Raw genomic sequence first — 23,270 nt, 5'->3', positions numbered from 1 at the left:
TCGGCACCGGACGCGGGTAGGGTGCTCTCGATCGACATCCTTTAACGAGCCGTCCCGTGAGGCGGAGAAGGAGGTCCGAGGCTGTTGCCTGCGCACCCGTACGAAGAGTCCGTCCCGCCCTCCCGCGTCGTCCTCGACGCCGGTGACATCACGCGGGCGTTGACCCGCATCTCCCACGAGATCCTCGAGCGCAACAAGGGCGCCGACGACCTCGTCCTCCTCGGCATCCCGAGCCGCGGCGTCCCGCTCGCGAAGCGGATCGCCGAGCGGGTCGCCTCCGTCGAGGGCCACGACGTGCCGGTCGGCTCGCTCGACGTCACGATGTACCGCGACGACCTCCGGCTGAAGCCGGCCCGCGCGCTGCTGCCGACCGAGATCCCGCCGGGCGGGATCGACGGCAAGGTCGTCGTCCTGGTCGACGACGTGCTCTTCTCCGGCCGCACGATCCGCGCCGCGCTCGACGCGCTCGGCGACATCGGGCGCCCGACGGCGGTCCGGCTCGCGGTGCTGGTCGACCGCGGGCACCGCGAGCTGCCGATCCGCGCCGACTTCGTCGGCAAGAACCTCCCGACCTCGCTGGTCGAGCGGGTGAAGGTCCGGTTGCTCGGCGTCGACGACGTGGACGCCGTGACGATCGAGGGGATGGGCGCGTGAAGCGACACCTGCTGAGCGCGGCCGACCTGAGCCGCGACGACGCCGAGCTGGTCCTCACGACCGCCGACGAGATGCGCTCGCTCGCGGACCGGCCGATCAAGAAGCTGCCCGCCCTGCGCGGCCGCACCGTGGTCAACCTCTTCTTCGAGGACTCGACCCGCACCCGGATCTCGTTCGAGGCGGCCGCGAAGCGGCTGAGCGCGGACGTCATCAACTTCTCCGCCAAGGGCTCCAGCCTGTCGAAGGGCGAGAGCCTCAAGGACACCGCGCTGACGCTCGAGGCCATGGGCGCGGACGCGGTCGTGGTGCGCCACGGCGCCAGCGGCGCCCCGCACCTCCTCGCCCACTCGGGCTGGGTGCGCTCCAGCGTCGTGAACGCCGGCGACGGCACCCACGAGCACCCCACCCAGGCCCTGCTGGACGCCTTCACGATGTGGAAGCACCTCGGCGACTCGAAGCCCGGCGGGCTCGAGGGGCGCAAGATCGCGATCGTCGGCGACGTGCTGCACAGCCGGGTCGCGCGGTCCAACGCGCTCCTGCTGCGCACCCTCGGCGCCGAGGTCACCCTGGTCGCGCCGCCGACCCTGCTGCCGGTCGGCGTCGAGGGCTGGCCGGTGGAGACGTCGTACGACCTCGACGGCGTGCTGCCGAAGGCCGATGCCGTGATGATGCTGCGGGTCCAGCGGGAGCGGATGCACGGCGGGTTCTTCCCGACCGCGCGGGAGTACTCGCGCCGCTACGGCCTCGACGGCAAGCGGATGGCGATGCTCCAGGACCACACGATCGTGATGCACCCCGGCCCGATGGTCCGCGGCATGGAGATCACGGCCGACGTGGCCGACTCCGACCGGTCCGTGATCGTCGAGCAGGTCACCAACGGCGTCGCCGTGCGGATGGCCGTCCTGTACCTGCTGCTCGGTGGGTCCGAGCCCGCTGTCGGAGGAGAAGAGTGAGCACCAGCTACCTGATCAAGAACGTCGCGGTCCTCGGCGGCGAGCCGACCGACCTGCTGCTCCAGGACGGCGTCGTCGCCGGCATCGGGCCGGGCCTGACGAGCGACGGGTCGACCGAGGTGATCGACGCGTCCGGCCTGGTCGCGCTGCCCGGCCTGGTCGACCTGCACACGCACCTGCGCGAGCCGGGGCGCGAGGACGCCGAGACCGTCGACACCGGCACCCAGGCGGCCGCCCTCGGCGGGTTCACGGCCGTCTTCGCGATGGCCAACACCGAGCCGGTGGCCGACACCGCCGGGGTGGTCGAGCAGGTCTGGCGGCTGGGCCGCGAGGCCGGGCACTGCGACGTCTATCCGGTCGGCGCCGTCACCGTCGGTCTCCAGGGCGAGCGGCTCGCCGAGCTCGGTGCGATGGCCGACTCGGCCGCGCGCGTCCGGGTCTTCTCCGACGACGGCAAGTGCGTCAGCGACGCGGTGCTGATGCGCCGCGCGCTGGAGTACGTCAAGGCGTTCGACGGCGTCGTCGCCCAGCACGCCCAGGAGCCGCGGCTCACCGAGGGCGCGCAGATGAACGAGGGCGAGCTCTCCGGCCGCCTCGGGCTGGCCGGCTGGCCGGCGGTCGCCGAGGAGGCGATCATCGCCCGCGACGTGCTGCTCGCCGAGCACGTCGGCTCCCGGCTCCACGTCTGCCACGTCTCCACCGCGGGCTCCGTCGAGCTGATCCGCTGGGCCAAGGGCAAGGGCGTCGAGGTCACCGCCGAGGCGTGTCCCCACCACCTGCTGCTCACCGACGAGCTGGCGGCGACGTACGACCCGATCTACAAGGTCAACCCGCCGCTGCGCTCGGCCGCCGACGTGGCCGCGCTCCGCGAGGGCCTGGCCGACGGCACCATCGACATCGTCGCCACCGACCACGCGCCGCACCCGCACGAGGACAAGGACTGCGAGTGGTCGGCGGCCGCGTTCGGGATGCTCGGCCTCGAGACCGCGCTGTCGATCGTGCAGCAGACGATGGTCGACCCCGGGTTGCTCGACTGGGCCGGCGTCGCCGAGCGGATGTCCTACGCCCCGGCCCGGATCGGCCGCGCGGCCGATCACGGTCGGCCCATCGAGGTGGGCGCGCCCGCCAACGTGGTGCTCTACGACCCGGCCGCGACCCGCACGGTCGACCCGTCCGAGTCGGCCAGCCTGAGCCGCAACACGCCCTACCGCGGGATGGAGCTGCCTGGCCGCGTGGTCGCCACGTTCCTCCGCGGGACCGCCACCGTGCTCGACGGGAAGCTCGCATGAGCGGCGGCCAGAAGTCGGCACTGCTCGTCCTCGAGGACGGGCGCACCTTCCACGGCGAGACGTACGGCGCCGAGGGCGAGACGTTCGGCGAGGCGGTCTTCAACACCGGCATGACCGGCTACCAGGAGACGCTCACCGACCCGTCGTACCACCGCCAGGTCGTGGTGATGACGGCCCCGCACATCGGCAACACCGGCGTCAACGACGAGGACCCGGAGAGCAACCGGATCTGGGTCGCCGGCTACGTCGTGCGCGACCCCGCCCGGCGGGCCTCCAACTGGCGCTCGCGCCGCAGCCTCGACGAGGAGCTCGCGGCGCAGGGCGTCGTCGGGATCTCCGGCATCGACACCCGCGCCCTGACCCGGCACCTGCGCGAGCGCGGTGCGATGCGGGTCGGGATCTCCTCCACCGAGACCGACCCGGCCGCCCTGCTCGAGAGGGTGCTCGCCTCCGGCGAGATGGCCGGGTCCGAGCTCGCCTCGGAGGTCTCCACGCAGGAGGCGTACGTCGTGCCCGCCGCGGGGGAGAAGCGCTTCACCGTCGCCGCCCTCGACCTCGGCATCAAGGGCATGACGCCCTACCGGATGGCCGAGCGCGGCATCGAGGTGCACGTGCTGCCCGCGACCGCGACGCTCGAGGAGATCCAAGCGGTCGCGCCCGACGGCCTCTTCTACTCCAACGGTCCGGGCGACCCGGCCGCGACCACGCACCAGATCGAGGTGCTCCAGGGGGCGCTGGCCGAGGGGATCCCGTACTTCGGCATCTGCTTCGGCAACCAGCTCTTCGGGCGCGCGCTCGGCTTCGGCACCTACAAGCTGAAGTACGGCCACCGCGGCATCAACCAGCCGGTGATGGACCGCACCACCGGCAAGACCGAGGTCACCGCGCACAACCACGGCTTCGCGGTCGACGCCCCGCTCGAGGGCAGCACCACCACGCCGTACGGCGAGGCGAGCGTCAGCCACGTCTGCCTCAACGACGACGTGGTCGAGGGCCTCGAGCTGCGCGAAGGCGGCAGGCTCAAGGGCTTCTCCGTCCAGTACCACCCCGAGGCCGCCGCCGGTCCGCACGACGCGGCGTACCTCTTCGACCGGTTCATCGACGTCATGGAGTCTCGATACGACGGTCGTTCGTTCCTCACGACCGACTACTCGACCACCGAAAACGAGGGCGCCTGATGCCGAAGCGCGACGACATCAAGTCGGTCATGGTGATCGGCTCCGGGCCGATCATCATCGGCCAGGCCTGCGAGTTCGACTACTCGGGCACCCAGGCCTGCCGGGTCCTCAAGGAGGAGGGCATCCGGGTCATCCTGGTCAACTCCAACCCGGCCACGATCATGACCGACCCGGAGTTCGCGGACGCGACGTACGTCGAGCCGATCACCCCGGACTTCGTCGAGAAGGTGATCGCCAAGGAGCGCCCGGACGCGCTGCTGCCGACGCTCGGCGGCCAGACCGCACTGAACGCGGCGATCGCGCTGCACGAGCGCGGCATCCTCGAGAAGTACGGCGTCGAGATGATCGGCGCCAGCTTCGAGGCGATCCACCGCGGCGAGAACCGCGAGCTCTTCAACGCCATCGTGGCGAAGGTGGGCGGCGAGGTCGCCCGCAGCTTCGTGTGCCACACGCTCGAGGACTGCGAGAAGGCCACGGTCGAGCTCGGCTACCCGGTCGTCGTGCGTCCGTCGTTCACGATGGGCGGCACCGGCTCGGGCATCGCGTACGACGAGGGCGACCTGGCCCGCATCGCCGGCGCCGGCCTGGCCGCCAGCCCGACCACGGAGGTGCTGATCGAGGAGTCGATCATCGGGTGGAAGGAGTACGAGCTGGAGGTGATGCGCGACAAGGCCGACAACGTCGTGATCATCTGCTCGATCGAGAACCTGGACCCGATGGGCGTGCACACCGGTGACTCGATCACCGTCGCCCCCGCGATGACCCTGACCGACCGCGAGTACCAGCACCTGCGCGACCTGGCGATCGGCATCATCCGCGAGGTCGGCGTCGACACCGGCGGCTGCAACATCCAGTACGCCGTCAACCCGGCCGACGGCCGCGTCATCGTCATCGAGATGAACCCGCGGGTCTCGCGCTCCAGCGCGCTCGCCTCGAAGGCCACCGGCTTCCCGATCGCCAAGATCGCGGCCAAGGTCGCCATCGGCTACACGCTCGACGAGATCCCCAACGACATCACCGTGCGCGCCGACGGCTCCAGCACCCCCGCGGCGTTCGAGCCGACGCTCGACTACGTCGTGGTGAAGGTGCCCCGGTTCGCGTTCGAGAAGTTCCCCGGGGCGGACCCGCGGCTGACGACGCACATGAAGTCGGTCGGCGAGGCGATGGCGATCGGCCGCAGCTTCACCGAGGCGCTCCAGAAGGCGCTGCGCTCGCTGGAGTCCAAGGACGCCGCCTTCGACTGGCACCAGGAGTGGGTCGAGCTCGACAAGGCCGCGCTGCTGGCCGAGATCGAGGTCCCGCACGACGGCCGGCTCAAGAAGGTCATGGACGCGCTGCGCGCCGGCGCCACCGCGGAGGAGATCTTCGACCACACCAAGATCGACCCGTGGTTCGTCGACCAGCTGCTGCTGATCAACGAGGTCGCCGAGGAGGTCACCGCGGCGCCCGAGCTCACGCCCGCGCTGCTCCGCAAGGCCAAGCGGCACGGCTTCTCCGACGTGCAGATCGGCAAGATCCGCGGCATGACGGCGGACGTCGTCCGCGGGGTGCGGCACGCGCTCGGCATCCGGCCGGTCTACAAGACGGTCGACACCTGCGCCGCCGAGTTCGCCGCGGCCACGCCGTACCACTACTCGTCGTACGACGAGGAGACCGAGGTCTCGGCCCGGGAGAAGCCAGCGGTGATCATCCTCGGCTCGGGTCCGAACCGGATCGGCCAGGGCATCGAGTTCGACTACTCGTGCGTGCACGCCTCGCTCACCCTGAGCCAGGCGGGCTACGAGACGATCATGGTCAACTGCAACCCGGAGACGGTCTCGACCGACTACGACACCTCCGACCGGCTCTACTTCGAGCCGCTCACCCTGGAGGACGTGCTCGAGATCGTGCACGCGGAGCAGCAGGCCGGCCCGGTGCTCGGGGTGATCTGCCAGCTCGGCGGCCAGACCCCGCTCGGGCTCGCGCAGGGCCTCAAGGACAACGGCGTGACGATCCTGGGCACCTCGCCCGAGGCGATCCACCTGGCCGAGGAGCGCGGCGCCTTCGGGCGGGTGCTCGCCGATGCCGGGCTGCCCGCGCCGAAGTACGGCATGGCCACCAGCTTCCCCGACGCCCACCGGATCGCCGCCGAGATCGGCTACCCGGTCATGGTGCGGCCGTCGTACGTGCTGGGCGGCCGCGGCATGGAGATCGTGTACGACGACGAGGCGCTCGCGGGCTACATCGGGCGCTCGACCGAGATCGGTCCGGCGCACCCGGTGCTGGTCGACCGGTTCATCGACGACGCCGTCGAGATCGACGTGGACGCACTCTTCGACGGCGAGGAGCTCTTCCTCGGCGGCGTGATGGAGCACATCGAGGAGGCCGGCATCCACTCCGGCGACTCGTCGTGCGCGCTGCCGCCGATCACGCTCGGCAAGGCCGAGATCGACCGGATCCGCACGGCGACCGAGGCGATCGCGCGCGGCGTCGGCGTGCTGGGGTTGCTCAACATCCAGTTCGCCCTCGGCTCCGACGTGCTCTACGTCCTCGAGGCCAACCCGCGCGCCAGCCGCACGGTCCCGTTCGTCTCCAAGGCCACCGCCACCCAGCTCGCGAAGGCGGCGGCGCGGGTGATGCTGGGGGAGTCGATCGCTTCGCTGCGCGCCAGCGGCATGCTGCCGGCGACCGGTGACGGCGGCACGCTGCCGGCCGACCAGCCGATCGCCGTCAAGGAGGCGGTGATGCCCTTCAACCGGTTCCGCAGCCCCGACGGCAAGCAGGTCGACACGGTGCTCGGCCCGGAGATGAAGTCGACCGGCGAGGTGATGGGCTTCGACGCCGACTTCGGCACGGCGTTCGCGAAGGCGCAGGCCGGCGCGTTCGGCCCGCTCCCGACCGGCGGCAAGGTCTTCGTGAGCATGGCCAACCGCGACAAGCGGCACATGATCTTCCCGATCAAGGTGCTGGCCGACCACGGCTTCGAGATCCTCGCGACCCAAGGCACCGCCGAGGTGCTGCGCCGCAACGGCGTCCGCACCGAGGTCGTGCGCAAGCACTGGGAGGGGGAGGGCCCGAACGGCGAGAAGACCACCGTGCAGCTGATCCTCGAGGGCGACATCCAGCTCGTCATCAACACGCCCAACGGCTCGACCAGCGGCGGCTCGGCGCGCGTCGACGGCTACGAGATCCGCACGGCCGCGGTGATGGCCAACATCCCGTGCATCACGACCGTCCAGGGCCTGGGTGCCGCGGTGCAGGGCATCGAGGCGCTGGAGCGTGGGGAGATCGGTGTGCGGTCGCTGCAGGACTGGGCCCGCCGTTGATCTACCGCGCGCTCTTCGACCACGGCTTCTCCCGGACCGACCCCGAGAAGGCCCACCACGCGGCGTTCCGGGCGATCCGGGCGGCCCGGCCGGTCACGGCCGTCCGTCGTACGCCGGGCACGCCGGTCCGGGCCCTGGGCCTGACGTTCCCCAACGTGCTCGGCCTGGCCGCCGGCTTCGACAAGAACGCCGTCGGCATCGACGGGCTGGCCGCACTCGGGTTCGGACACGTGGAGGTCGGCACGGTGACGGGGGAGGCGCAGCCCGGCAACCCGAAGCCGCGCCTGTTCCGGCTCCCCGAGGACCGCGCGGTCGTCAACCGGATGGGCTTCAACAACGACGGCGCCGAGGTCGTCGCCGAGCGGCTGAAGGCGCGTGGCCGTCGGCCCGGCCCCGTCCTCGGCGTGAACATCGGCAAGAGCAAGGTCGTGCCGGAGGAGGAGGCGGTCCACGACTACGTGAAGTCGGCCCGCCTGCTCGCGCCGTACGCCGACTACCTGGTCGTCAACGTCAGCTCCCCGAACACCCCCGGCCTCCGCAACCTCCAGGCGGTCGAGAAGCTCGAGCCGATCCTGACCGCGGTCCAGGGGGTTGCGGCGGGGGTCCCGCTGTTGGTGAAGATCGCTCCCGACCTCGCCGACGACGACGTGCTCGGCGTCGCCGACCTGGCGCTCGCGATCGGCCTCGACGGCATCATCGCCACCAACACGACCATCTCCCGCGCCGGGCTGCGCACACCCGACGCCAAGGTCGAGGAGGTCGGTGCCGGCGGACTGTCGGGTCGCCCGCTCACCGACCGGTCGCTCGACGTGCTCCGCCTGCTGCGCGGCCGCGTCGGTCCCGACCTCACCCTGATCGGCGTCGGCGGCATCACCACCGTCGCCGACGCCCGGGCCCGCCTCGACGCCGGCGCCACGCTGCTCCAGGGCTACACCGCGTTCATCTACGAGGGCCCGCTGTGGCCGCGCCGGATCGTCCAGGGAGTGCAGGCATGACCATGACCTTCGGAGCCCGCCTCCACACCGCGATCGCCGAGCGCGGCCCGTTCTGCGTCGGCATCGACCCGCACTCGGCGCTCCTGCACGACTGGGGACTCACCGACGACGTGGCGGGCCTCGAGACGTTCGCGATGACCGTCGTCGAGGCGGTCGCCCCACACGTGAGCGTTGTGAAGCCGCAGTCCGCGTTCTACGAGCGGTTCGGCAGCCGGGGCGTCGCCGTCCTCGAGCGCGTCATCGCCGAGTCCCGCGCCGCCGGTGCGCTCGTGCTGCTCGACGTGAAGCGCGGCGACATCGGCTCGACTAGCCAGGCGTACGCCGACGCCTACCTCGACCCGACCTCGCCGCTGGCCTCGGACGCGATCACGGTCAGCCCGTTCCTCGGCTTCGGCTCGCTCGACCCGATCTTCGACAGCGCGCGCCGGCACGACGGCGGTGTCTTCGTGCTCGCGCTGACCTCGAACAAGGAGGGGCCCGAGGTCCAGCACGCCAGCACCGCGGATGGCGGCACGGTCGCCGGCCTGATGCTCGACCACCTGCGCCGGCTCAACGCGGACGCCGAGCCCCTCGGCTCCTTCGGCGCGGTCGTCGGCGCCACGATCGGGACCACGGACGAGGACCTGGCCTTCAACGGGCCGGTGCTGGCACCCGGGTTCGGTGCGCAGGGCGGCACCATCGCCGACGTACGCCGGCTCTTCGGCTCGGCTGCGGCGGTGCTGCCCAGCTCGTCGCGCGACGTGCTCCGGCTCCAGCGGCCGGACGCGATGCGCGACTACGTCCTGCGCACCAACGAGGAGCTCCGTCCGTGAGGCGGCTCGCCGTGGCCGCGCTCCTGCTGCCGCTGCTGGCCGCCGGTTGCGGCGACGACAAGGACGCCTACTGCGGCGCCGTCGAGGACCACCAGCAGAAGCTCAGCGAGACCCTCGGTGACGGGTCGCCGGACGCGCTGCTCAAGGCGCTCGGGATCTTCCAGGACCTCGCCGACGAGTCGCCCGCCGACATCCAGGACGAGTGGCAGCAGGTGATCCGGAGCCTGGAGGGCCTGCAGCAGGCGCTCGAGGACGCCGGCGTCGACCCGGCGACCTATGACCGCGCGCACCCACCGGCCGGTCTCACCGCCGACGAGAAGCGCAAGATCGACGCGGCCGCGGCCGACGTCGGCAGCGGCGCCACGCTGCAGGCGTTGTCGGACCTCGACCAGCAGGCACGCGACGTCTGCCACACCCCGCTGACTGTCTGACGCCCCGATTGCTGCCCGTCCGCGCTTCTGACTAGATTGACCACCTGCGTCCCGCTCCACCTCCCGAACTCCGAAGGACCTGTGCTCGTGGCCCTGCCCCCGCTCACCCCTGAACAGCGTCAGGCGGCCCTCGACAAGGCCGCCGCATCCCGGAGGGAGCGGGCCGAGGTCAAGAACCGGCTGAAGAACTCGGGCGCCTCGATCGCCGACGTGCTCGAGGAGGGCCAGCGCAACGAGGTCATCGGGAAGATGCGGGTCGTCGACCTGCTCCAGGCGATGCCCGGCCTCGGCAAGGTCCGCGCGCGCCAGCTCATGGAGCGCCTCGGCATCGCCGAGAGCCGCCGGGTCCGCGGCCTCGGCACCAAGCAGGTCGCGGCGCTGGAGAAGGAGTTCGCGGCGCGTGACTAAGGCCTCCCGCCTCGTCGTTCTCGCGGGACCGACCGCGGTCGGGAAGGGCACCGTCGCCGCCGACGTACGCCGGCACCACCCGGAGGCCTGGATCTCCGTGTCCGCGACGACCCGGGCGCCACGTCCCGGGGAGCAGGACGGCGTCCACTACTGGTTCGTCGACGACGACCAGTTCGACGCCATGGTCGAGCGCGGCGACCTGCTCGAGTGGGCGGTCGTGCACAAGGCCGCCCGCTACGGCACCCCGCGGCAGCCGGTCGAGGCCGTGCTCGCGGCCGGTCGACCGGCGCTGCTCGAGATCGACCTCCAGGGCGCGCGGCAGGTCCGCGAGAGCATGCCCGACGCACTGTTCGTCTTCCTCAAGCCGCCTTCGTGGGACGAGCTGGTGCGCCGGCTGGTCGGCCGGGGCACCGAGACCGAGGAGGAGCGCGAGCGTCGCCTGGTCACCGCACGCGAGGAGCTGGCCGCCGAGGCGGAGTTCGACGTGAGCATCGTGAACCACGAAGTTCACGCTGCAGCCGAGGAGTTGGTAGCCTTGATGCTGCAATCCCCAACCGATCAGTGAGGCTTCTGCGTGGCTGCCCCGAACATCGCCGCTGAGGGTGTCACCAACCCCTCGATCGACGACCTGCTCTCCAAGACCGACAGCAAGTACAAGCTGGTTCTCTTCAGCGCCAAGCGTGCTCGCCAGATCAACGCCTACTACTCGCAGCTGGGCGAGGGCCTGCTCGAGTACGTCGGCCCTCTCGTGGACACCCACGTGCAGGAGAAGCCGCTGTCGATCGCGCTCCGCGAGATCAACGACGACCTCCTGGTCTGCGAGGACATCGACCCCGCCGAGCTCGCTGCCGAGGAGGCCGCCGCCCAGGCTGCCGCCGAGGCCGGCCTCGCGGGCAACTGACCTGACGGGTCGATGAGCCCGACCGAGCACCACGACACGGCCGTCTCCTCCGGGAGGCGGCCTCGTGTCGTTCTCGGGGTGTCCGGCGGGATCGCCGCCTACAAGGCGTGCGAGCTGCTGCGTCGCTTCACCGAGTCGGGCCACGACGTCACCGTCGTGCCCACCGCGGCCGCCCTCGAGTTCGTCGGCGCGCCGACCTGGTCGGCGCTGTCCGGCAAGCCGGTGGCCACCGACGTGTGGAGCAACGTGCACGAGGTGCCGCACGTGCGGATCGGCCAGGAGGCCGACCTCGTCGTGGTCGCACCCGCGACGGCCGACCTGCTGGCCAAGGCCACGCACGGTCTCGCCGACGACCTGCTCACCTCCACGCTGCTGACCGCGCGCTGCCCGGTGGTCTTCGCACCCGCGATGCACACCGAGATGTGGGAGCACCCGGCGACCCGCGCCAACGTCGCCACCCTGCGCGACCGCGGCGCTCTCGTCATCGAGCCCGCCGAGGGCCGCCTGACCGGCAAGGACACCGGCAAGGGTCGGCTGCCCGAGCCCGACGAGATCTTCGAGGTCTGCCGCGAGGTCCTGGAGCGTGGTACGACGGAGCTCGACCTCGCCGGCCGCCACGTGGTGGTGTCCGCAGGCGGCACCCGTGAGTACCTCGACCCGGTGCGCTTCCTCGGCAACCGCTCCTCCGGGCTCCAGGGCTACGCGCTCGCCCGCGCCGCCGCCGCCCGCGGCGCCGAGGTCACCCTGGTCGCCGCCAACGTGACGCTGCCGGACCCGGCCGGCGTCAAGGTCGTGCGGGTCGAGACGACCGCTCAGCTCCGCCAGGAGGTCGTCTCCGCCGCGGCCGCCGCGGACGCGGTCGTGATGGCTGCCGCCCCCGCCGACTTCCGGCCCACCGGCGTCAGCGACGCGAAGATCAAGAAGGCTGCCGACGGGTCGGCGCCCACGATCGAGCTCGTCCAGAACCCCGACATCCTCCACGAAATCGGCACCGAGCGCGCTCGCGAGGGGCAGGTCGTCGTCGGGTTCGCCGCCGAGACCGGCGACGAGACCGGGTCGGTGCTCGACCTGGCCCGCACCAAGCTGGTGCGCAAGGGCTGCGACCTGCTCGTGGTCAACGACGTCAGCGGGGGAGCCGTGTTCGGCAGCCCCGACAACGAGGCCGTGATCCTGGCCGCCGACGGCGCCGACGTGGAGGTGTCGCGCGGGTCCAAGTCCGCGCTCGCCCACGTCATCTGGGACCAGGTCCGCGGCCGTCTCAGGTGAACTGCTGAGACCGCCGTACCACCCTGCGGGACGCCGGTTAGGGTGTTCCGCACCGCCCGTAGCACCCCCAATCGCACGCCTACCGCACCAAGGAGCAGCAGTGACCGGACGTCTCTTCACGTCGGAATCGGTGACCGAGGGTCACCCGGACAAGATCGCTGACCAGATCAGTGACTCCGTCCTCGACGCGATGCTCGAGCAGGATCCGCACAGCCGGGTCGCGGTCGAGACGCTGCTCACCACCGGCCTCGTCGTCGTCGCCGGCGAGGTGACCACCACCGGCTACGTGGACATCAAGCAGAAGGTGCGCGACCGCATCCTCGAGATCGGCTACGACTCCTCGCTCAAGGGCTTCGACGGCGCGTCCTGCGGCGTCATGGTGGCGATCGGCGGCCAGTCCGGCGACATCGCCCAGGGCGTCGACACCGGTCACGAGAGCCGCACCGGCTCCGTGGACGCGATGGACAAGCAGGGTGCCGGCGACCAGGGTCTGATGTTCGGCTACGCGTGCGACGACACCGACGTGCTGATGCCGCTGCCGATCGTGATCGCCCAGCGGCTCGCCGAGCAGCTGACGGCGGTCCGCAAGGACGGCACGCTGGCCTACCTGCGCCCCGACGGGAAGACCCAGGTCACCATCGAGTACGACGCCGACAACCGGCCCGTGCGCGTCGACACCGTGGTGCTCTCGACGCAGCACTCCGAGGAGACCGAGCTCGACGCCCTCGAGGCCGACGTCAAGAAGCACGTCATCGACCCGGTCCTCGACACCTTCCAGATCCCGTCCGAGGGCTACCGCCTCCTGGTCAACCCGACCGGTCGTTTCGTCGTCGGCGGTCCGATGGGCGACGCCGGCCTGACCGGCCGCAAGATCATCGTCGACACCTACGGCGGCATGGCCCGCCACGGCGGCGGCGCGTTCTCGGGCAAGGACCCGTCGAAGGTCGACCGCTCCGCGGCGTACGCCATGCGCTGGGTCGCCAAGAACGTCGTGGCCGCGGGCCTGGCCCGTCGCTGCGAGGCCCAGGTCGCCTACGCGATCGGCAAGGCGCAGCCGGTCGGTGTCTTCATCGAGACGTTCGGCACGGGCACGGTCTCCGACGAGAAGATCCAGGAGGCGGTGCTCGAGGTCTTCGACCTGCGCCCGGCCGCCATCATCCGCGACCTCGACCTGCTGCGCCCGATCTACGCCAAGACCGCGGCCTACGGCCACTTCGGTCGCGAGCTCCCCGAGTTCACCTGGGAGCGCACCGACCGCGCCGACGCCCTCAAGGCGGCCGCCGGCCTCTGACGAGGCGCAGACTCACAGCAGATCGACAGCGGACATGCCCCGATCGGGGCATGTCCGCTGTCGCGTTCGCGGCCTACCGTGAATCGTCCGCTCGGGTGCCGTCCCGCCTTCAGGAGCAAACGATGTCCAGGCCACGCACGCTCTCGCACCTCCTCGCGCTCCTGATGGTCGGTGGCGGCCTGGTCGCCGTCGCGACCACGCCCGCGCTCGCCGCCGACCCGGAAGCCCAGGCGACGGCCCGGCTCGACCACGACTCCGACCGACCGGTCACGGTGCGCAGCGCCGGGGTCCGGGAGCACGCCGGCTTCGTCGGTGTCCCGGCCGGCTCCGACTTCGACAACCCCGACGTCGGCCCCGGCACGAGCGTGACCGCGGCGGCCGACCTGCACCTGGCCCGGTACGGCGCGGCGGCCGGCACCTGGCACGACGGCACGACGTGGGAGCAGGTGTCCGCGCAGTCGACGTCCGCCGGTGACCTGGTCCGTTACCAGCAGGCGGTCGGCGGCGTGCCGGTCGTCGGTGGCCAGGTCGTGGTCAGCCTGCGCGACGACCGCGAGCTGTCCTCGATCCTCGCGGAGTCCTCGGAGGCGACCGAGGTCGCGTCCGCGACGGTCACCGAGGGCGAGGCCGAGACGCAGGCTCGCGCGGCGTTCCTCAAGCAGGCCGGCGCCGGTGGCGGGACCACCGTCGAGTCCCTGGGTCGCTGGCTGCTCGACGCCGGGCTGATCGGCGGCGACCCGACGGTCGCGGCCCGGGGCGTCTGGCGCTTCGAGGTCACCCGCGGCGCCGACGAGCGACGCCAGGTCATGGTCGACGACCGCACCGGCGCCGTGCTGATGGACGTGGACGAGGTCCAGCACGCGGTCGACCGGGTGGTCTGCGACAACGCGAACGTCCGCCGCGGCAGCGACATCCCGTGCACGTCGGGCTTCGCGCGCACCGAGGGTGGGTCGGCCACCGGACAGGCCGACGTCGACACGGCGTACGACCTGAGCGGCGTGGTGGCCGACTTCTACCAGCAGGTCGCCGGGGTCGACATCACCCAGCTGCTGGGTGTCACCGTGTCAGGGCAGAAGAAGTTCGCCTCCACCGTGCGGTGGTGCTACACGGGGGCCAGCAACGCCTGCCCGTACGACAACGCCTTCTGGAACGGCTCCCAGATGTACTACGGCCAGGGGTACGCCGTGGCGGACGACGTCGTGGGCCACGAGATCACCCACGGCTTCACCGAGCGCAACTCGGGCCTCTTCTACTGGGGCCAGTCCGGCGCCATGAACGAGTCGATGTCCGACATCATCGGCGAGATCATCGACCACCGGCACGGCGCCGAGTCGGACGCCGACTGGGACCTCGGCGAGGACATCCCGGGCTTCCCGAACGGCATCCGCAACATGGCGGACCCGACGGTGTTCAGCGACCCCGACAAGACCTCGAGCGGCTTCTACAAGATCGAGGGCAGCACCTACCCCGACAACGACGGGGTGCACACCAACTCGGGGGTCGGCAACAAGACGGCGTTCCTGATCTCGCAGGGCGGAACCTTCAACGGGCAGACGATGACGGGCATCGACGCAGGTGACCCGACCCTGACGAAGTCGGCCCGGCTCTGGATCCTGGTGGACCAGTCGCTGACGTCCGGCAGCGACTACGCCGACGAGGGCGCCGTGCTGGACCAGAGCTGCCAGGCGCTGCTCGCGGCGGGCACGGCCGGGTTCACCGCCGCCGACTGCACCAACGTGCACAAGGCGACGCTCGCGACCGAGCTGCTGACCACCCCGACCAACAACCCCCAGCCGGCCGACGCGACGGCCGAGTGCCCGGTCGGGACGGTCAAGCGGGTGCTGCTCGACAGCGAGACCGGCACGCCGGAGTCGACGTTCGTCGCCGGATCCACCTGGACCCGCGGCGCCTCGGTCTCGCACACCGGCCCGGACGCGTGGCTCTCCGACGATCCGTCGACCGTCGGGACGAGCTCGCTGGTCGCCAGCACCGCGGTCGCCCTGCCGGCAGGTCAGCCGGCGTACCTCTTCTTCCAGCAGTGGCGGGTGCTCGACTACGACACGAACGGCTTCTACGACGCCGGCACCGTGGAGGTCGACGCCGGCTCCGGTCCGGTCGACACCGCGAGCCTGCCCTGGGTCAACGGGCCCAGCCAGACGATCAGCTCGGGCTTCTCGAACCCGGCGGCCGGCCGCCTCGGCTTCGGTGGCGACAGCCGCGGGTACGTCGCCAGCCGCGTCGACCTGACGTCGTTCGCGGGCACCTCGGTCAAGCCTCGGTTCACGATGAACACCGACAGCTCGGTCTCGTTCCCGGGCTGGGCGGTCGACGACGTCTCGCTCTACACCTGCGACCCGCCGGCGATCGCGGGCTCCGTGGCTCCCACCGTGTCGGGCACGCCTGCCGTGGGCGCCACGCTGACCGCGACGGCCGGCACGTGGACGCCGACCCCGGACTCCGTCGCGTTCCAGTGGCTGCGCGGCAGTACGCCGATCGGCGGCGCGACGTCGACCACCTACCACCCGACGGCGGCCGACGTCGGCCAGGCTCTGGCCGTCACGGTCACCGCGACCAAGGCGGGCTTCGGCTCCTCCTCGGCCACGAGCGCCGCCACGGCCGCCGTCGCGCGCGGCACGCTGGTCCGCGGCCGGCCGGTGATCACCGGGAAGCCGCAGGTCGGGGCGCGCCTGGTCGCCAGGCCGGGGACCTGGAAGCCCGCCCCGGTGGCGCTGCGCCTGCAGTGGCTGCGCAGCGGGAAGCCGATCCCGCGGGCGACCCGGACGTCGTACACGCTCACGAAGGCCGACCAGGGCAAGCGCATCTCGGTGCGGGTGACCGGGACGAAGGCCGGCTACACCACGACGACCGCGACCTCGAAGGCCTCCGGGAAGGTGAAGGCCAAGAAGCGCCGGTAGTCCGGACCGTCAGCGGGCGCTGGTAGAACTGCGCCCATGGCCGACCCCGACGAGCACCCCGAGCTGCTGCCGGGCATGGCTCGGGCGTCGGTGAAGGCGTCGCAGGCCAAGGCCCGTGCCACCCGCGCCCGCAAGGCGGCGGAGGCCGAGCCGGCGGCCGTGGACCCGGTGGCGCAGGTGCTGGTCGACGTGCCGCTCGCCCACCTGGACCGCCTCTTCGACTACGCCGTCCCGGCGGCGATGGGCGAAGCGGCCGTCCCCGGTGCCCGGGTCAAGGTGCGCTTCGCGGGCCAGGACGTCGACGGCTTCGTGCTCGCCCGCGGTGAGCGCAGCGAGCACACGGGACGCCTGAGCCCGCTGCGTCGGGTGGTCAGCGCGGAGCCGGTCCTGCACCCCGAGATCGCCGGGCTGGCCGCGGAGCTCGCCGAGCGGTACGCCGGCACCCGTTCCGACGTGCTGCGGCTGGCGATCCCGACCCGGCACGCGACCACCGAGAAGGAGCCGGCGCCGCCCACGGTGCCGTGGCAGCACGACGCCGAGGCGGGGGAGCAGGCCTGGGCCGAGCACCTGCCCGGACCCGCCTTCCTGCGGCACCTGGCCGTCGGCGGCAGCCCGCGCGCGGTCTGGGCGGCGGCGCCCGCCACCGACTGGCCGACCCTCGTCGCCCACGCCGCCGCCGCGACCCACGCGTCCGGCCGTGGTGTCGTGATCTGCGTGCCGGACGGCAAGGACGTGGCCCGGGTCGACCGGGCGCTGGTCGCGGTCCTCGGGGAGGGCCAGCACGTGACGCTGACGGCCGACGCCGGTCCGGCGCGGCGCTACCGCGACTTCCTGGCCGTCAGCCGAGGTGCCCGGCGCGTCGTCGTCGGCACCCGCGCGGCCGGGTTCGCGCCGGTCCGCGACCTCGGGCTGGTCGTCATCTGGGACGACGGCGACGACCTGCACGCGGAGCCGCGCGCGCCGTACCCCCACACCCGCGAGACCCTGCTGCTCCGCGCCGAGCGCGAGGGTGCGGGCGCGCTGATCGGCGGGTTCGTGCGCACCGTCGAGGCGGCCTACCTGCTGCGCACCGGCTGGGCGCAGGAGATCGCCGCCGACCGCGCGGAGGTACGCCGTCGGGTGAGCGTCCAGGTCGCCGGCAACGAGACCGACCGCGACGTCCACGCGCGCGGCGCCCGGATCCCGCGCGAGGTGCACCTGCTGGTCCGCGACGCCCTGGAGAGCGGCCCGGTGCTCGTCCAGACGCCGCGCCTGGGCTACGTCAACGTGCTGGCCTGTGAGCGCTGCCGGACGCCCGCCCGCTGCGACGTCTGCCAGGGCCCGCTCGCGCTGACCGGTCCGGCGACCCCGCCGGCGTGCCGCTGGTGCGGCACCGTCGACGAGGCCTGGGCGTGCCGCGAGTGCGGATACCGCGGGCTGCGGGCGCCGGTCCTCGGCGACGCCCGCACCGCCGAGGAGCTGGGCCGCGCGCTGCCGAACACCCGGGTCCGCACCAGCTCGGGCGACACCGTGCTCGCGACCGTCTCGGCCGCACGCCAGGTCGTCGTGGCCACCCCGGGCGCCGAACCGGTCGCCGAAGGCGGGTACGCCGCCGTGGTGCTGCTCGACACCTGGCTGCTGCTCTCGCGCATCGACCTGCGCGCGGGCGAGGAGGCGCTGCGCCGCTGGGCCGACGCCGCGGCGCTGGTGCGCCCCGGAGGGCGGGTGGTCGCGGTCGGCGACCCCGCGCACCCGACGCTCCAGGCGCTGGTGCGCTGGGACCCGGCCGGCCACGCCGAGCGCGAGACCGACGAGCGGCTGGCGGCGCACCTGCCGCCCGCGAGCCGGCTCGCCACGATCACCGGCGAGCCCGGGGCCGTCGACGACGCGGTGACCCTGCTGGCGGCGCCCGAGTCGGCCGAGCTGCTCGGGCCCGTCGAGGTCGCGGACGGGGAGAGCCGGGTCGTGGTCCGGGTGCCCCGGGCGGAGGGCGCCGACCTCTCCCGCGCGCTCGGCGAGCTCCAGCGGCTCCGCTCGGCCCGCAAGCTGGACGCCGTACGCATCCAGGTCGATCCGCCGACCCTCTGAGCCCATCCTGGTCTCGACACGCGCCGTCGGGTCCGCTGGCGCGTCCCCGGGCGCTCGCTCGACCACCGACAGGGAGTCCGCTGTGCGTCCTCCCTAGACTGGCGCGGTGCCCATCCAGCCGATCCGACTCTTCGGAGACCCCGTCCTGCGCAAGCCCGCGATCGAGGTCGTCGACTTCGACAAGGAGCTGCGCCGCCTGGTCGAGGACCTGACCGACACGATGCTGGAGGCACCCGGCGCCGGCCTGGCCGCGCCGCAGATCGGCGTCGGCCTGCGGGTCTTCACCTGGCACGTCGACGGCGAGCTCGGCCACCTGGTCAACCCGCGACTCGAGCTCTCCTCCGACACCCAGCACGGCCCCGAGGGCTGCCTGTCGATCCCGGACCTGAGCTTCGACTGCACCCGCGCGCTCTCCGTGGTCGCCCACGGCTTCGACATGCACGGCGAGCCGGTGGTCATCGAGGGCTCGCAGTTGCTCGCCCGCGCGATCCAGCACGAGACCGACCACCTCGACGGCGTGCTCTTCGTGGACCGGCTCGACACCGACGCCCGCAAGGCCGCGATGAAGGCGATCCGGGAGGCCGAGTGGTTCGGCCTCGAGCAACCCACCGTCAAGGTCTCCCCGCACGCCACCAACGGCTTCGGGTTCTGATGCGCGTCGTCTTCGCCGGCACCCCCGAGGTCGCACTGCCCTCGCTGGAGGCGATCGCCGCGTCCGGCCACGAGCTGGTCGGGATCGTCACCCGTCCTGACGCGCCGTTCGGCCGCGGCCGCAAGCTCACCCCCAGCCCGGTCGCGGTGCGCGGCGAGGAGCTGGGCGTCCCCGTCCTCAAGCCGGAGCACCCGCGGGACCCCGACTTCCAGGAGGCGCTGCGCGCCCTCCGTCCGGAGGCCTGCCCGGTGGTCGCGTACGGCGCGATGCTGCCGCAGTCGGCGCTCGACATCCCGACCATCGGCTGGATCAACCTGCACTTCTCGGTGCTCCCGCACTGGCGCGGTGCCGCCCCCGTGCAGCACGCGATCTGGAACAACGACGAGGTCACCGGTGCGACCACGTTCCTCATCGTCAAGGAGCTCGATGCCGGCCCCACCTTCGGCGTGATGACCGAGCGGATCCGTCCCGACGACACCTCCGGCGACCTCCTCGGTCGCCTCGCCGAGGGCGGCGCCGGGCTGCTCGTCGCGACCCTCGACGGGATCGAGGACGGCTCGCTGGGCGCGCGCCCGCAGCAGGCCGAGGGTGTGTCCTTCGCCCCGAAGATCTTGGTCGACGACGCCCGCATCGACTGGTCGCGCCAGGCGATCGCCGTCGACTGCCAGGTGCGCGCCTGCACGCCCGCCCCCGGTGCGTGGACGACGTACGACGGCGAGCGGGTCAAGCTCGGCCCGGTCACGCTCACCGAGCAGGTGCTCCAGCCCGGTCGGCTCGAGGTCAGCAAGTCCCAGGTGCTCGTCGGCACCGGCACCCACGCCGTACGACTCGGCGACGTCAAGCCGCACGGGCGCAAGCAGATGCCGGCCGCCGACTGGGTCCGGGGCCAGCGGATCGAGAGCGGTTCGGCGTTCGATGCCGGCTGACCAGAGGCGTCGCGTCGACCCGGCCCGGATGGTCGCGTTCGAGGTGCTCAAGGCGGTCCGCGTGGACGACGCCTACACCAACCTGGTGCTGCCGGCGCTGCTGCGCGAGCACCGGCTCAGCGGTCGCGACGCGGCCTTCGCGACCGAGCTGGCGTCCGGGACGATCCGCTGGCAGGGCACGTACGACGCGATCCTGACCGCCTGCATCGACCGCCCCCTGAGCAAGGTCGAGCTGAAGGTGCTCGACGGGCTGCGGCTCGGCTGCCACCAGCTGCTCGCCATGCGGGTGCCCACGCACGCCGCCATCAGCACCACCGTCGACCTCGTGCGCTTCCGGGTCAGCCAGGGCGCCGCAGGCTTCGCCAACGCGGTGCTGCGCACGGTGTCGCAGCAGGACCTGGCCGCATGGATCACCCAGGTGGCCCCCGACGCGGCGACCGCCACGAGCCACCCCGCCTGGGTCGTCGACGAGCTGCGCGCGGCGCTGGGACGCGACGACGAGCTCGAGGCGCTGCTGGCGGCCGACAACGCACCACCGAAGGTCACCCTCGTCGCCCGGCCCGGCCGCGCCACGCGCGACGAGCTGCCGGGGGAGCCCACCCGCTTCTCGCCGTACGGCGTCGTGCTGGCCGGCGGGGACCCCGGCCAGGTCCGGGCGGTGGCCCAGGGGCGCGCGGGCGTCCAGGACGAGGGCTCGCAGCTGGTCGCGATCGCGGCCGCGGCGGCGCCGGTCGAGGGCAGCGACGCCCGCTGGCTGGACCTGTGTGCCGGACCCGGCGGCAAGGCGGCACTGCTGGCGGCGCTGGCCGCCGAGCGTGGTGCCGGCCTGGTCGGCTCCGAGCGCCAGCCGCACCGTGCCGGCCTCGTCCGCAAGGCGCTGAGCGGTTCGCAGGGCGTGCTCGGCGTGGTCGCGGCGGACGGCACCACGCCGCCGTACCGGACCGGTTCCTTCGACCGCGTGCTGGTCGACGCTCCGTGCACGGGCCTCGGTGCGCTGCGACGACGGCCGGAGGCGCGGTGGCGCCGCCGCCCCGCCGACATCGCCGAGCTGGTGCCGCTCCAGGAGCGGCTGGTCGGCTCCGCCCTGGACCTGATCCGGCCCGGTGGCGTCGTGCTCTACGCGACCTGCTCGCCGGTGCTCGCCGAGACGAGCGGCGTGGTCACCGCGGTCCTGCAGGGTCGCGACGACGTCGTCCTCGAGCCCGTCGAGCTCGACGTCCCGGACGCGGAGGGGCCCGTGCCGGGCACGGTGCAGCTGTGGCCGCACCGGCACGGCACCGACGCCATGTTCCTCGCCCTGCTGCGTCGACGCTGACCTACTGCTTCCAGCGCACCTGGTAGCGGAGCGCGTCGACGAGCTCGGAGACGACGTCCATCGGCATGCCCTCCGCGGGCTGCACGGTCACGAAGTAGTTCTCGCCGACGTGTACGACGTCGCTGGACGGGTGGTCGGGGTCGTTGCCGGACCACGCCGCGTACTCCGACATCGGCCGTGCGTGCACGGTCAGGAAGTAGTCGCCCTTGGACACCGGGAACTTGTCGTCCGCGGCCGTGCCCACCTCCCAGTCCCGCAGGGCGCCCAGGGCGACGGTGACCGGCAGGTCCTGGGCCGGTGGCTGCGGCGGCACGACGTCGGCCGGCGTCGGTGTCGGCGAGGCAGATGCCGCGGCCGTCGGCTGCGTCGCCACCCCGGGGTCGGTGCCGGCGGTGTCCCCGGCGCCCCCGAGGCTGCTGGCGACGATCCCGACGACGGCGACCCCGGCGACGACGCAGCCGAGGCCGGCGGCCGCCGTACGACGGCGCCGCATCCGGGTGCCGGTGCGGGTGGAGACGCGGATCAGCTGGTCGAGGTCGGGCGCCTCGTCGCGGACCCGCTCGCGGAGCGCGGTGCTGAGCTCGGGGTGGTCGTCGTGGGTCATCAGGAGGTCCTCTCGATCAGGTCGGCGCCGAGCAGCGGACGGAGCCGCTGGAGCGCGCGCCGGGAGCGGGTGCGGACGGCCGTCTCGGTGATGCCGAGGTCGTGGGCCGTGTCGGCGACGCTGCGGTCCTCCCAGTAGCGCAGCACCAGCACCGCCCGGTCGGGCGGCGGCAGGGTGGCGAGCGCGTCCAGGAGGTCCAGCCGGGTCGCGTGGTCGGCCTCGGGCGAGGCGGGTTCCGGTCCGAGGGTGGGATCGGCCGGCAGCTCGCTGTTGCGACGCAGCCGGCGGTGCGAGAGGTAGGTGTTGAGCAGCGTCCTGCGGGCGTAGGCCAGCGGGTCGTCGGCGCGCGACACCCGGCGCCACGAGGCGTAGACCCGGGCGTACGTCGCCTGGGTCAGGTCCTCGGTGAGGTGGTGGTCCCCGGTGAGCAGCAGCGCCGAGCGGTGCAGCCGCGGGCCGGTCGCCCGCACGAACTCGGCGAACGCCTCGGCATCGGTCCTCGTCACACCAGATCAGACTCCTCGACAGGGCGGTTCGGTGACAGGTGACCCGAAGATTTCTCAGTCCAGCACGTGCCGCAGGTAGCGACCCGGCGCGTCGAGGTAGGCCTTCCAGTGCTGCACCAGCTCGAGCTCCTCCCACGTCGTACGCCGCATGCCCCACTCACCCACCTCGAGGATCGTGGCGCCGGGCATCGCCGCGAGCACCGGCGAGTGGGTCGCGCAGAGGACCTGCCCGCCCGACTCGACGATCCGCCCCAGCGACCCGATCAGGGCCAGGGTCGACGAGAACGACAGCGCCGCCTCGGGCTCGTCGAGGCAGTAGAACCCGGGGGAGTCGAAGCGGGTGCGCAGCACCTCGAGGAAGGACTCGCCGTGGCTCATCTCGTGGTAGCTCGGCGGCACCGGCTGGTCCGGCGGCAGGTCCCGGCCGGTCTGCTCGCTGTAGGTGTACCAGCTGTGCATGGTCTCCGCCCGCAGGAAGAAGCCCCACCGCGCCGCTCCGAGGCCACGCTGCAGCCGGAGCGAGGCACCGAGCGGCGACTCGGTCGCGCGGGTCGAGAAGTGCCCCTGCGCCGAGCCGCCTTCCGGCGAGAGACCGTACGCCGCCGCCACCGCCTCGACGATCGTCGACTTCCCCGAGCCGTTCTCGCCGACCAGGAAGGTGACGAACGGCGACAGCTCCAGGCCCTCACGTGCCAGCTGCGCGACGGCGGGGACCGTCATCGGCCACGCGTCGGGGTCGAGGCCGCGCTCGCGGTCCACTTCCACACCCACCACGGGCGGCTGGTCGAAGTCCACGTCCGAA

General features: G+C 72.6%; 21 protein-coding genes. 18 read left to right on the top strand and 3 right to left on the bottom strand.

Going from position 1 to position 23,270, the window contains the following annotated elements:
* The first annotated feature begins 84 nt into the window (after window positions 1-84).
* The 18 genes from pyrR (at window position 85) to ACFPYL_RS17615 (ending at window position 21,358) form a co-directional block, all read left to right on the top strand.
* A complete protein-coding gene (pyrR, locus tag ACFPYL_RS17700) occupies window positions 85-654 on the top strand; it encodes a bifunctional pyr operon transcriptional regulator/uracil phosphoribosyltransferase PyrR (RefSeq protein WP_379157207.1) in 570 nt (189 codons plus the stop codon).
* Window positions 651-1,607, top strand: a complete 957-nt coding sequence (locus ACFPYL_RS17695; protein WP_379157205.1) for an aspartate carbamoyltransferase catalytic subunit — start codon at window positions 651-653, stop codon at window positions 1,605-1,607. The genes pyrR and ACFPYL_RS17695 overlap by 4 nt, the downstream gene beginning before the upstream one ends.
* On the top strand, window positions 1,604-2,896 hold the full coding sequence (locus ACFPYL_RS17690) for a dihydroorotase (protein WP_379157202.1): 1,293 nt from the start codon (window positions 1,604-1,606) through the stop codon (window positions 2,894-2,896). Before ACFPYL_RS17695 ends, ACFPYL_RS17690 begins: the two co-directional genes overlap by 4 nt.
* On the top strand, window positions 2,893-4,074 hold the full coding sequence (carA, locus tag ACFPYL_RS17685; protein ID WP_379157199.1) for a glutamine-hydrolyzing carbamoyl-phosphate synthase small subunit: 1,182 nt from the start codon (window positions 2,893-2,895) through the stop codon (window positions 4,072-4,074). The genes ACFPYL_RS17690 and carA overlap by 4 nt, the downstream gene beginning before the upstream one ends.
* On the top strand, window positions 4,074-7,379 hold the full coding sequence (carB, locus tag ACFPYL_RS17680) for a carbamoyl-phosphate synthase large subunit (protein ID WP_379157196.1): 3,306 nt from the start codon (window positions 4,074-4,076) through the stop codon (window positions 7,377-7,379). Before carA ends, carB begins: the two co-directional genes overlap by 1 nt.
* Window positions 7,376-8,374 (top strand): quinone-dependent dihydroorotate dehydrogenase, encoded by a 999-nt coding sequence (locus tag ACFPYL_RS17675; RefSeq protein WP_379157193.1) that lies wholly within the window; start codon window positions 7,376-7,378, stop codon window positions 8,372-8,374. The genes carB and ACFPYL_RS17675 overlap by 4 nt, the downstream gene beginning before the upstream one ends.
* Before the next feature lie 2 nt (window positions 8,375-8,376).
* On the top strand, window positions 8,377-9,186 hold the full coding sequence (gene pyrF / locus ACFPYL_RS17670) for an orotidine-5'-phosphate decarboxylase (RefSeq protein WP_379158135.1): 810 nt from the start codon (window positions 8,377-8,379) through the stop codon (window positions 9,184-9,186).
* Window positions 9,183-9,617, top strand: a complete 435-nt coding sequence (locus tag ACFPYL_RS17665) for a hypothetical protein (protein WP_379157190.1) — start codon at window positions 9,183-9,185, stop codon at window positions 9,615-9,617. Before pyrF ends, ACFPYL_RS17665 begins: the two co-directional genes overlap by 4 nt.
* An 87-nt stretch (window positions 9,618-9,704) precedes the next feature.
* Complete coding sequence (gene mihF / locus ACFPYL_RS17660) at window positions 9,705-10,025, top strand: integration host factor, actinobacterial type (protein WP_056159754.1); 321 nt, start codon at window positions 9,705-9,707, stop codon at window positions 10,023-10,025.
* The gene (gene gmk / locus ACFPYL_RS17655; RefSeq protein ID WP_379157185.1) at window positions 10,018-10,590 is read left to right on the top strand and encodes a guanylate kinase; all 573 of its coding nucleotides are present in this window, start codon (window positions 10,018-10,020) and stop codon (window positions 10,588-10,590) included. Before mihF ends, gmk begins: the two co-directional genes overlap by 8 nt.
* A gap of 9 nt (window positions 10,591-10,599) precedes the next feature.
* Window positions 10,600-10,926 carry a DNA-directed RNA polymerase subunit omega gene (gene rpoZ / locus ACFPYL_RS17650; protein ID WP_056159553.1) on the top strand — a complete coding sequence of 109 codons (327 nt, stop codon included), beginning with the start codon at window positions 10,600-10,602 and terminating at the stop codon, window positions 10,924-10,926.
* Window positions 10,927-10,938: 12 nt separating this feature from the next.
* Window positions 10,939-12,192, top strand: a complete 1,254-nt coding sequence (gene coaBC, locus ACFPYL_RS17645; RefSeq protein WP_379157182.1) for a bifunctional phosphopantothenoylcysteine decarboxylase/phosphopantothenate--cysteine ligase CoaBC — start codon at window positions 10,939-10,941, stop codon at window positions 12,190-12,192.
* A 100-nt stretch (window positions 12,193-12,292) separates the two neighbouring features.
* Window positions 12,293-13,483, top strand: a complete 1,191-nt coding sequence (gene metK, locus ACFPYL_RS17640; RefSeq protein WP_379157179.1) for a methionine adenosyltransferase — start codon at window positions 12,293-12,295, stop codon at window positions 13,481-13,483.
* Window positions 13,484-13,605: 122 nt separating this feature from the next.
* Window positions 13,606-16,398 (top strand): M4 family metallopeptidase, encoded by a 2,793-nt coding sequence (locus tag ACFPYL_RS17635; protein WP_379157176.1) that lies wholly within the window; start codon window positions 13,606-13,608, stop codon window positions 16,396-16,398.
* Window positions 16,399-16,434: 36 nt separating this feature from the next.
* Window positions 16,435-18,465, top strand: coding sequence for a primosomal protein N' (locus ACFPYL_RS17630; protein WP_379157173.1), 2,031 nt, complete (start codon window positions 16,435-16,437; stop codon window positions 18,463-18,465).
* Window positions 18,466-18,571: 106 nt separating this feature from the next.
* Window positions 18,572-19,117, top strand: a complete 546-nt coding sequence (gene def / locus ACFPYL_RS17625; protein WP_379157170.1) for a peptide deformylase — start codon at window positions 18,572-18,574, stop codon at window positions 19,115-19,117.
* Window positions 19,117-20,043 (top strand): methionyl-tRNA formyltransferase, encoded by a 927-nt coding sequence (gene fmt / locus ACFPYL_RS17620; RefSeq protein WP_379157167.1) that lies wholly within the window; start codon window positions 19,117-19,119, stop codon window positions 20,041-20,043. The genes def and fmt overlap by 1 nt, the downstream gene beginning before the upstream one ends.
* Window positions 20,033-21,358, top strand: a complete 1,326-nt coding sequence (locus ACFPYL_RS17615) for an RsmB/NOP family class I SAM-dependent RNA methyltransferase (protein ID WP_379157164.1) — start codon at window positions 20,033-20,035, stop codon at window positions 21,356-21,358. Before fmt ends, ACFPYL_RS17615 begins: the two co-directional genes overlap by 11 nt.
* 1 nt (window position 21,359) lies before the next feature.
* Here ACFPYL_RS17615 and ACFPYL_RS17610 read toward each other — a convergent pair whose 3' ends face one another.
* From ACFPYL_RS17610 to ACFPYL_RS17600, 3 genes are read right to left on the bottom strand one after another with little or no spacing between them, the layout of a single operon-like run.
* Window positions 21,360-21,962, bottom strand: a complete 603-nt coding sequence (locus tag ACFPYL_RS17610; RefSeq protein WP_379157161.1) for a hypothetical protein — start codon at window positions 21,960-21,962, stop codon at window positions 21,360-21,362.
* Complete coding sequence (locus tag ACFPYL_RS17605; protein ID WP_379157158.1) at window positions 21,962-22,468, bottom strand: SigE family RNA polymerase sigma factor; 507 nt, start codon at window positions 22,466-22,468, stop codon at window positions 21,962-21,964. The genes ACFPYL_RS17610 and ACFPYL_RS17605 overlap by 1 nt, the downstream gene beginning before the upstream one ends.
* 54 nt (window positions 22,469-22,522) lie before the next feature.
* Window positions 22,523-23,263 (bottom strand): AAA family ATPase, encoded by a 741-nt coding sequence (locus ACFPYL_RS17600; RefSeq protein ID WP_379157155.1) that lies wholly within the window; start codon window positions 23,261-23,263, stop codon window positions 22,523-22,525.
* Between the last annotated feature and the right edge of the window lie 7 nt (window positions 23,264-23,270).

The organism is Nocardioides hankookensis (assembly GCF_042658885.1).
In the GTDB taxonomy this organism is placed as follows: Bacteria; Actinomycetota; Actinomycetes; order Propionibacteriales; family Nocardioidaceae; genus Nocardioides; species Nocardioides hankookensis.
This window is presented reverse-complemented; position numbering and strand designations above follow the sequence as displayed.

Coding starts and splice junctions, on each gene's coding strand:
- carA (WP_379157199.1), top strand. CDS start 2,893: ATGAGCGGCGGCCAGAAGTCGGCACTGCTCGTCCTCGAGGACGGGCGC.
- carB (WP_379157196.1), top strand. CDS start 4,074: ATGCCGAAGCGCGACGACATCAAGTCGGTCATGGTGATCGGCTCCGGG.
- pyrF (WP_379158135.1), top strand. CDS start 8,377: ATGACCTTCGGAGCCCGCCTCCACACCGCGATCGCCGAGCGCGGCCCG.
- coaBC (WP_379157182.1), top strand. CDS start 10,939: ATGAGCCCGACCGAGCACCACGACACGGCCGTCTCCTCCGGGAGGCGG.
- ACFPYL_RS17635 (WP_379157176.1), top strand. CDS start 13,606: ATGTCCAGGCCACGCACGCTCTCGCACCTCCTCGCGCTCCTGATGGTC.
- ACFPYL_RS17630 (WP_379157173.1), top strand. CDS start 16,435: ATGGCCGACCCCGACGAGCACCCCGAGCTGCTGCCGGGCATGGCTCGG.
- fmt (WP_379157167.1), top strand. CDS start 19,117: ATGCGCGTCGTCTTCGCCGGCACCCCCGAGGTCGCACTGCCCTCGCTG.
- ACFPYL_RS17615 (WP_379157164.1), top strand. CDS start 20,033: ATGCCGGCTGACCAGAGGCGTCGCGTCGACCCGGCCCGGATGGTCGCG.
- ACFPYL_RS17610 (WP_379157161.1), bottom strand. CDS start 21,962: ATGACCCACGACGACCACCCCGAGCTCAGCACCGCGCTCCGCGAGCGG.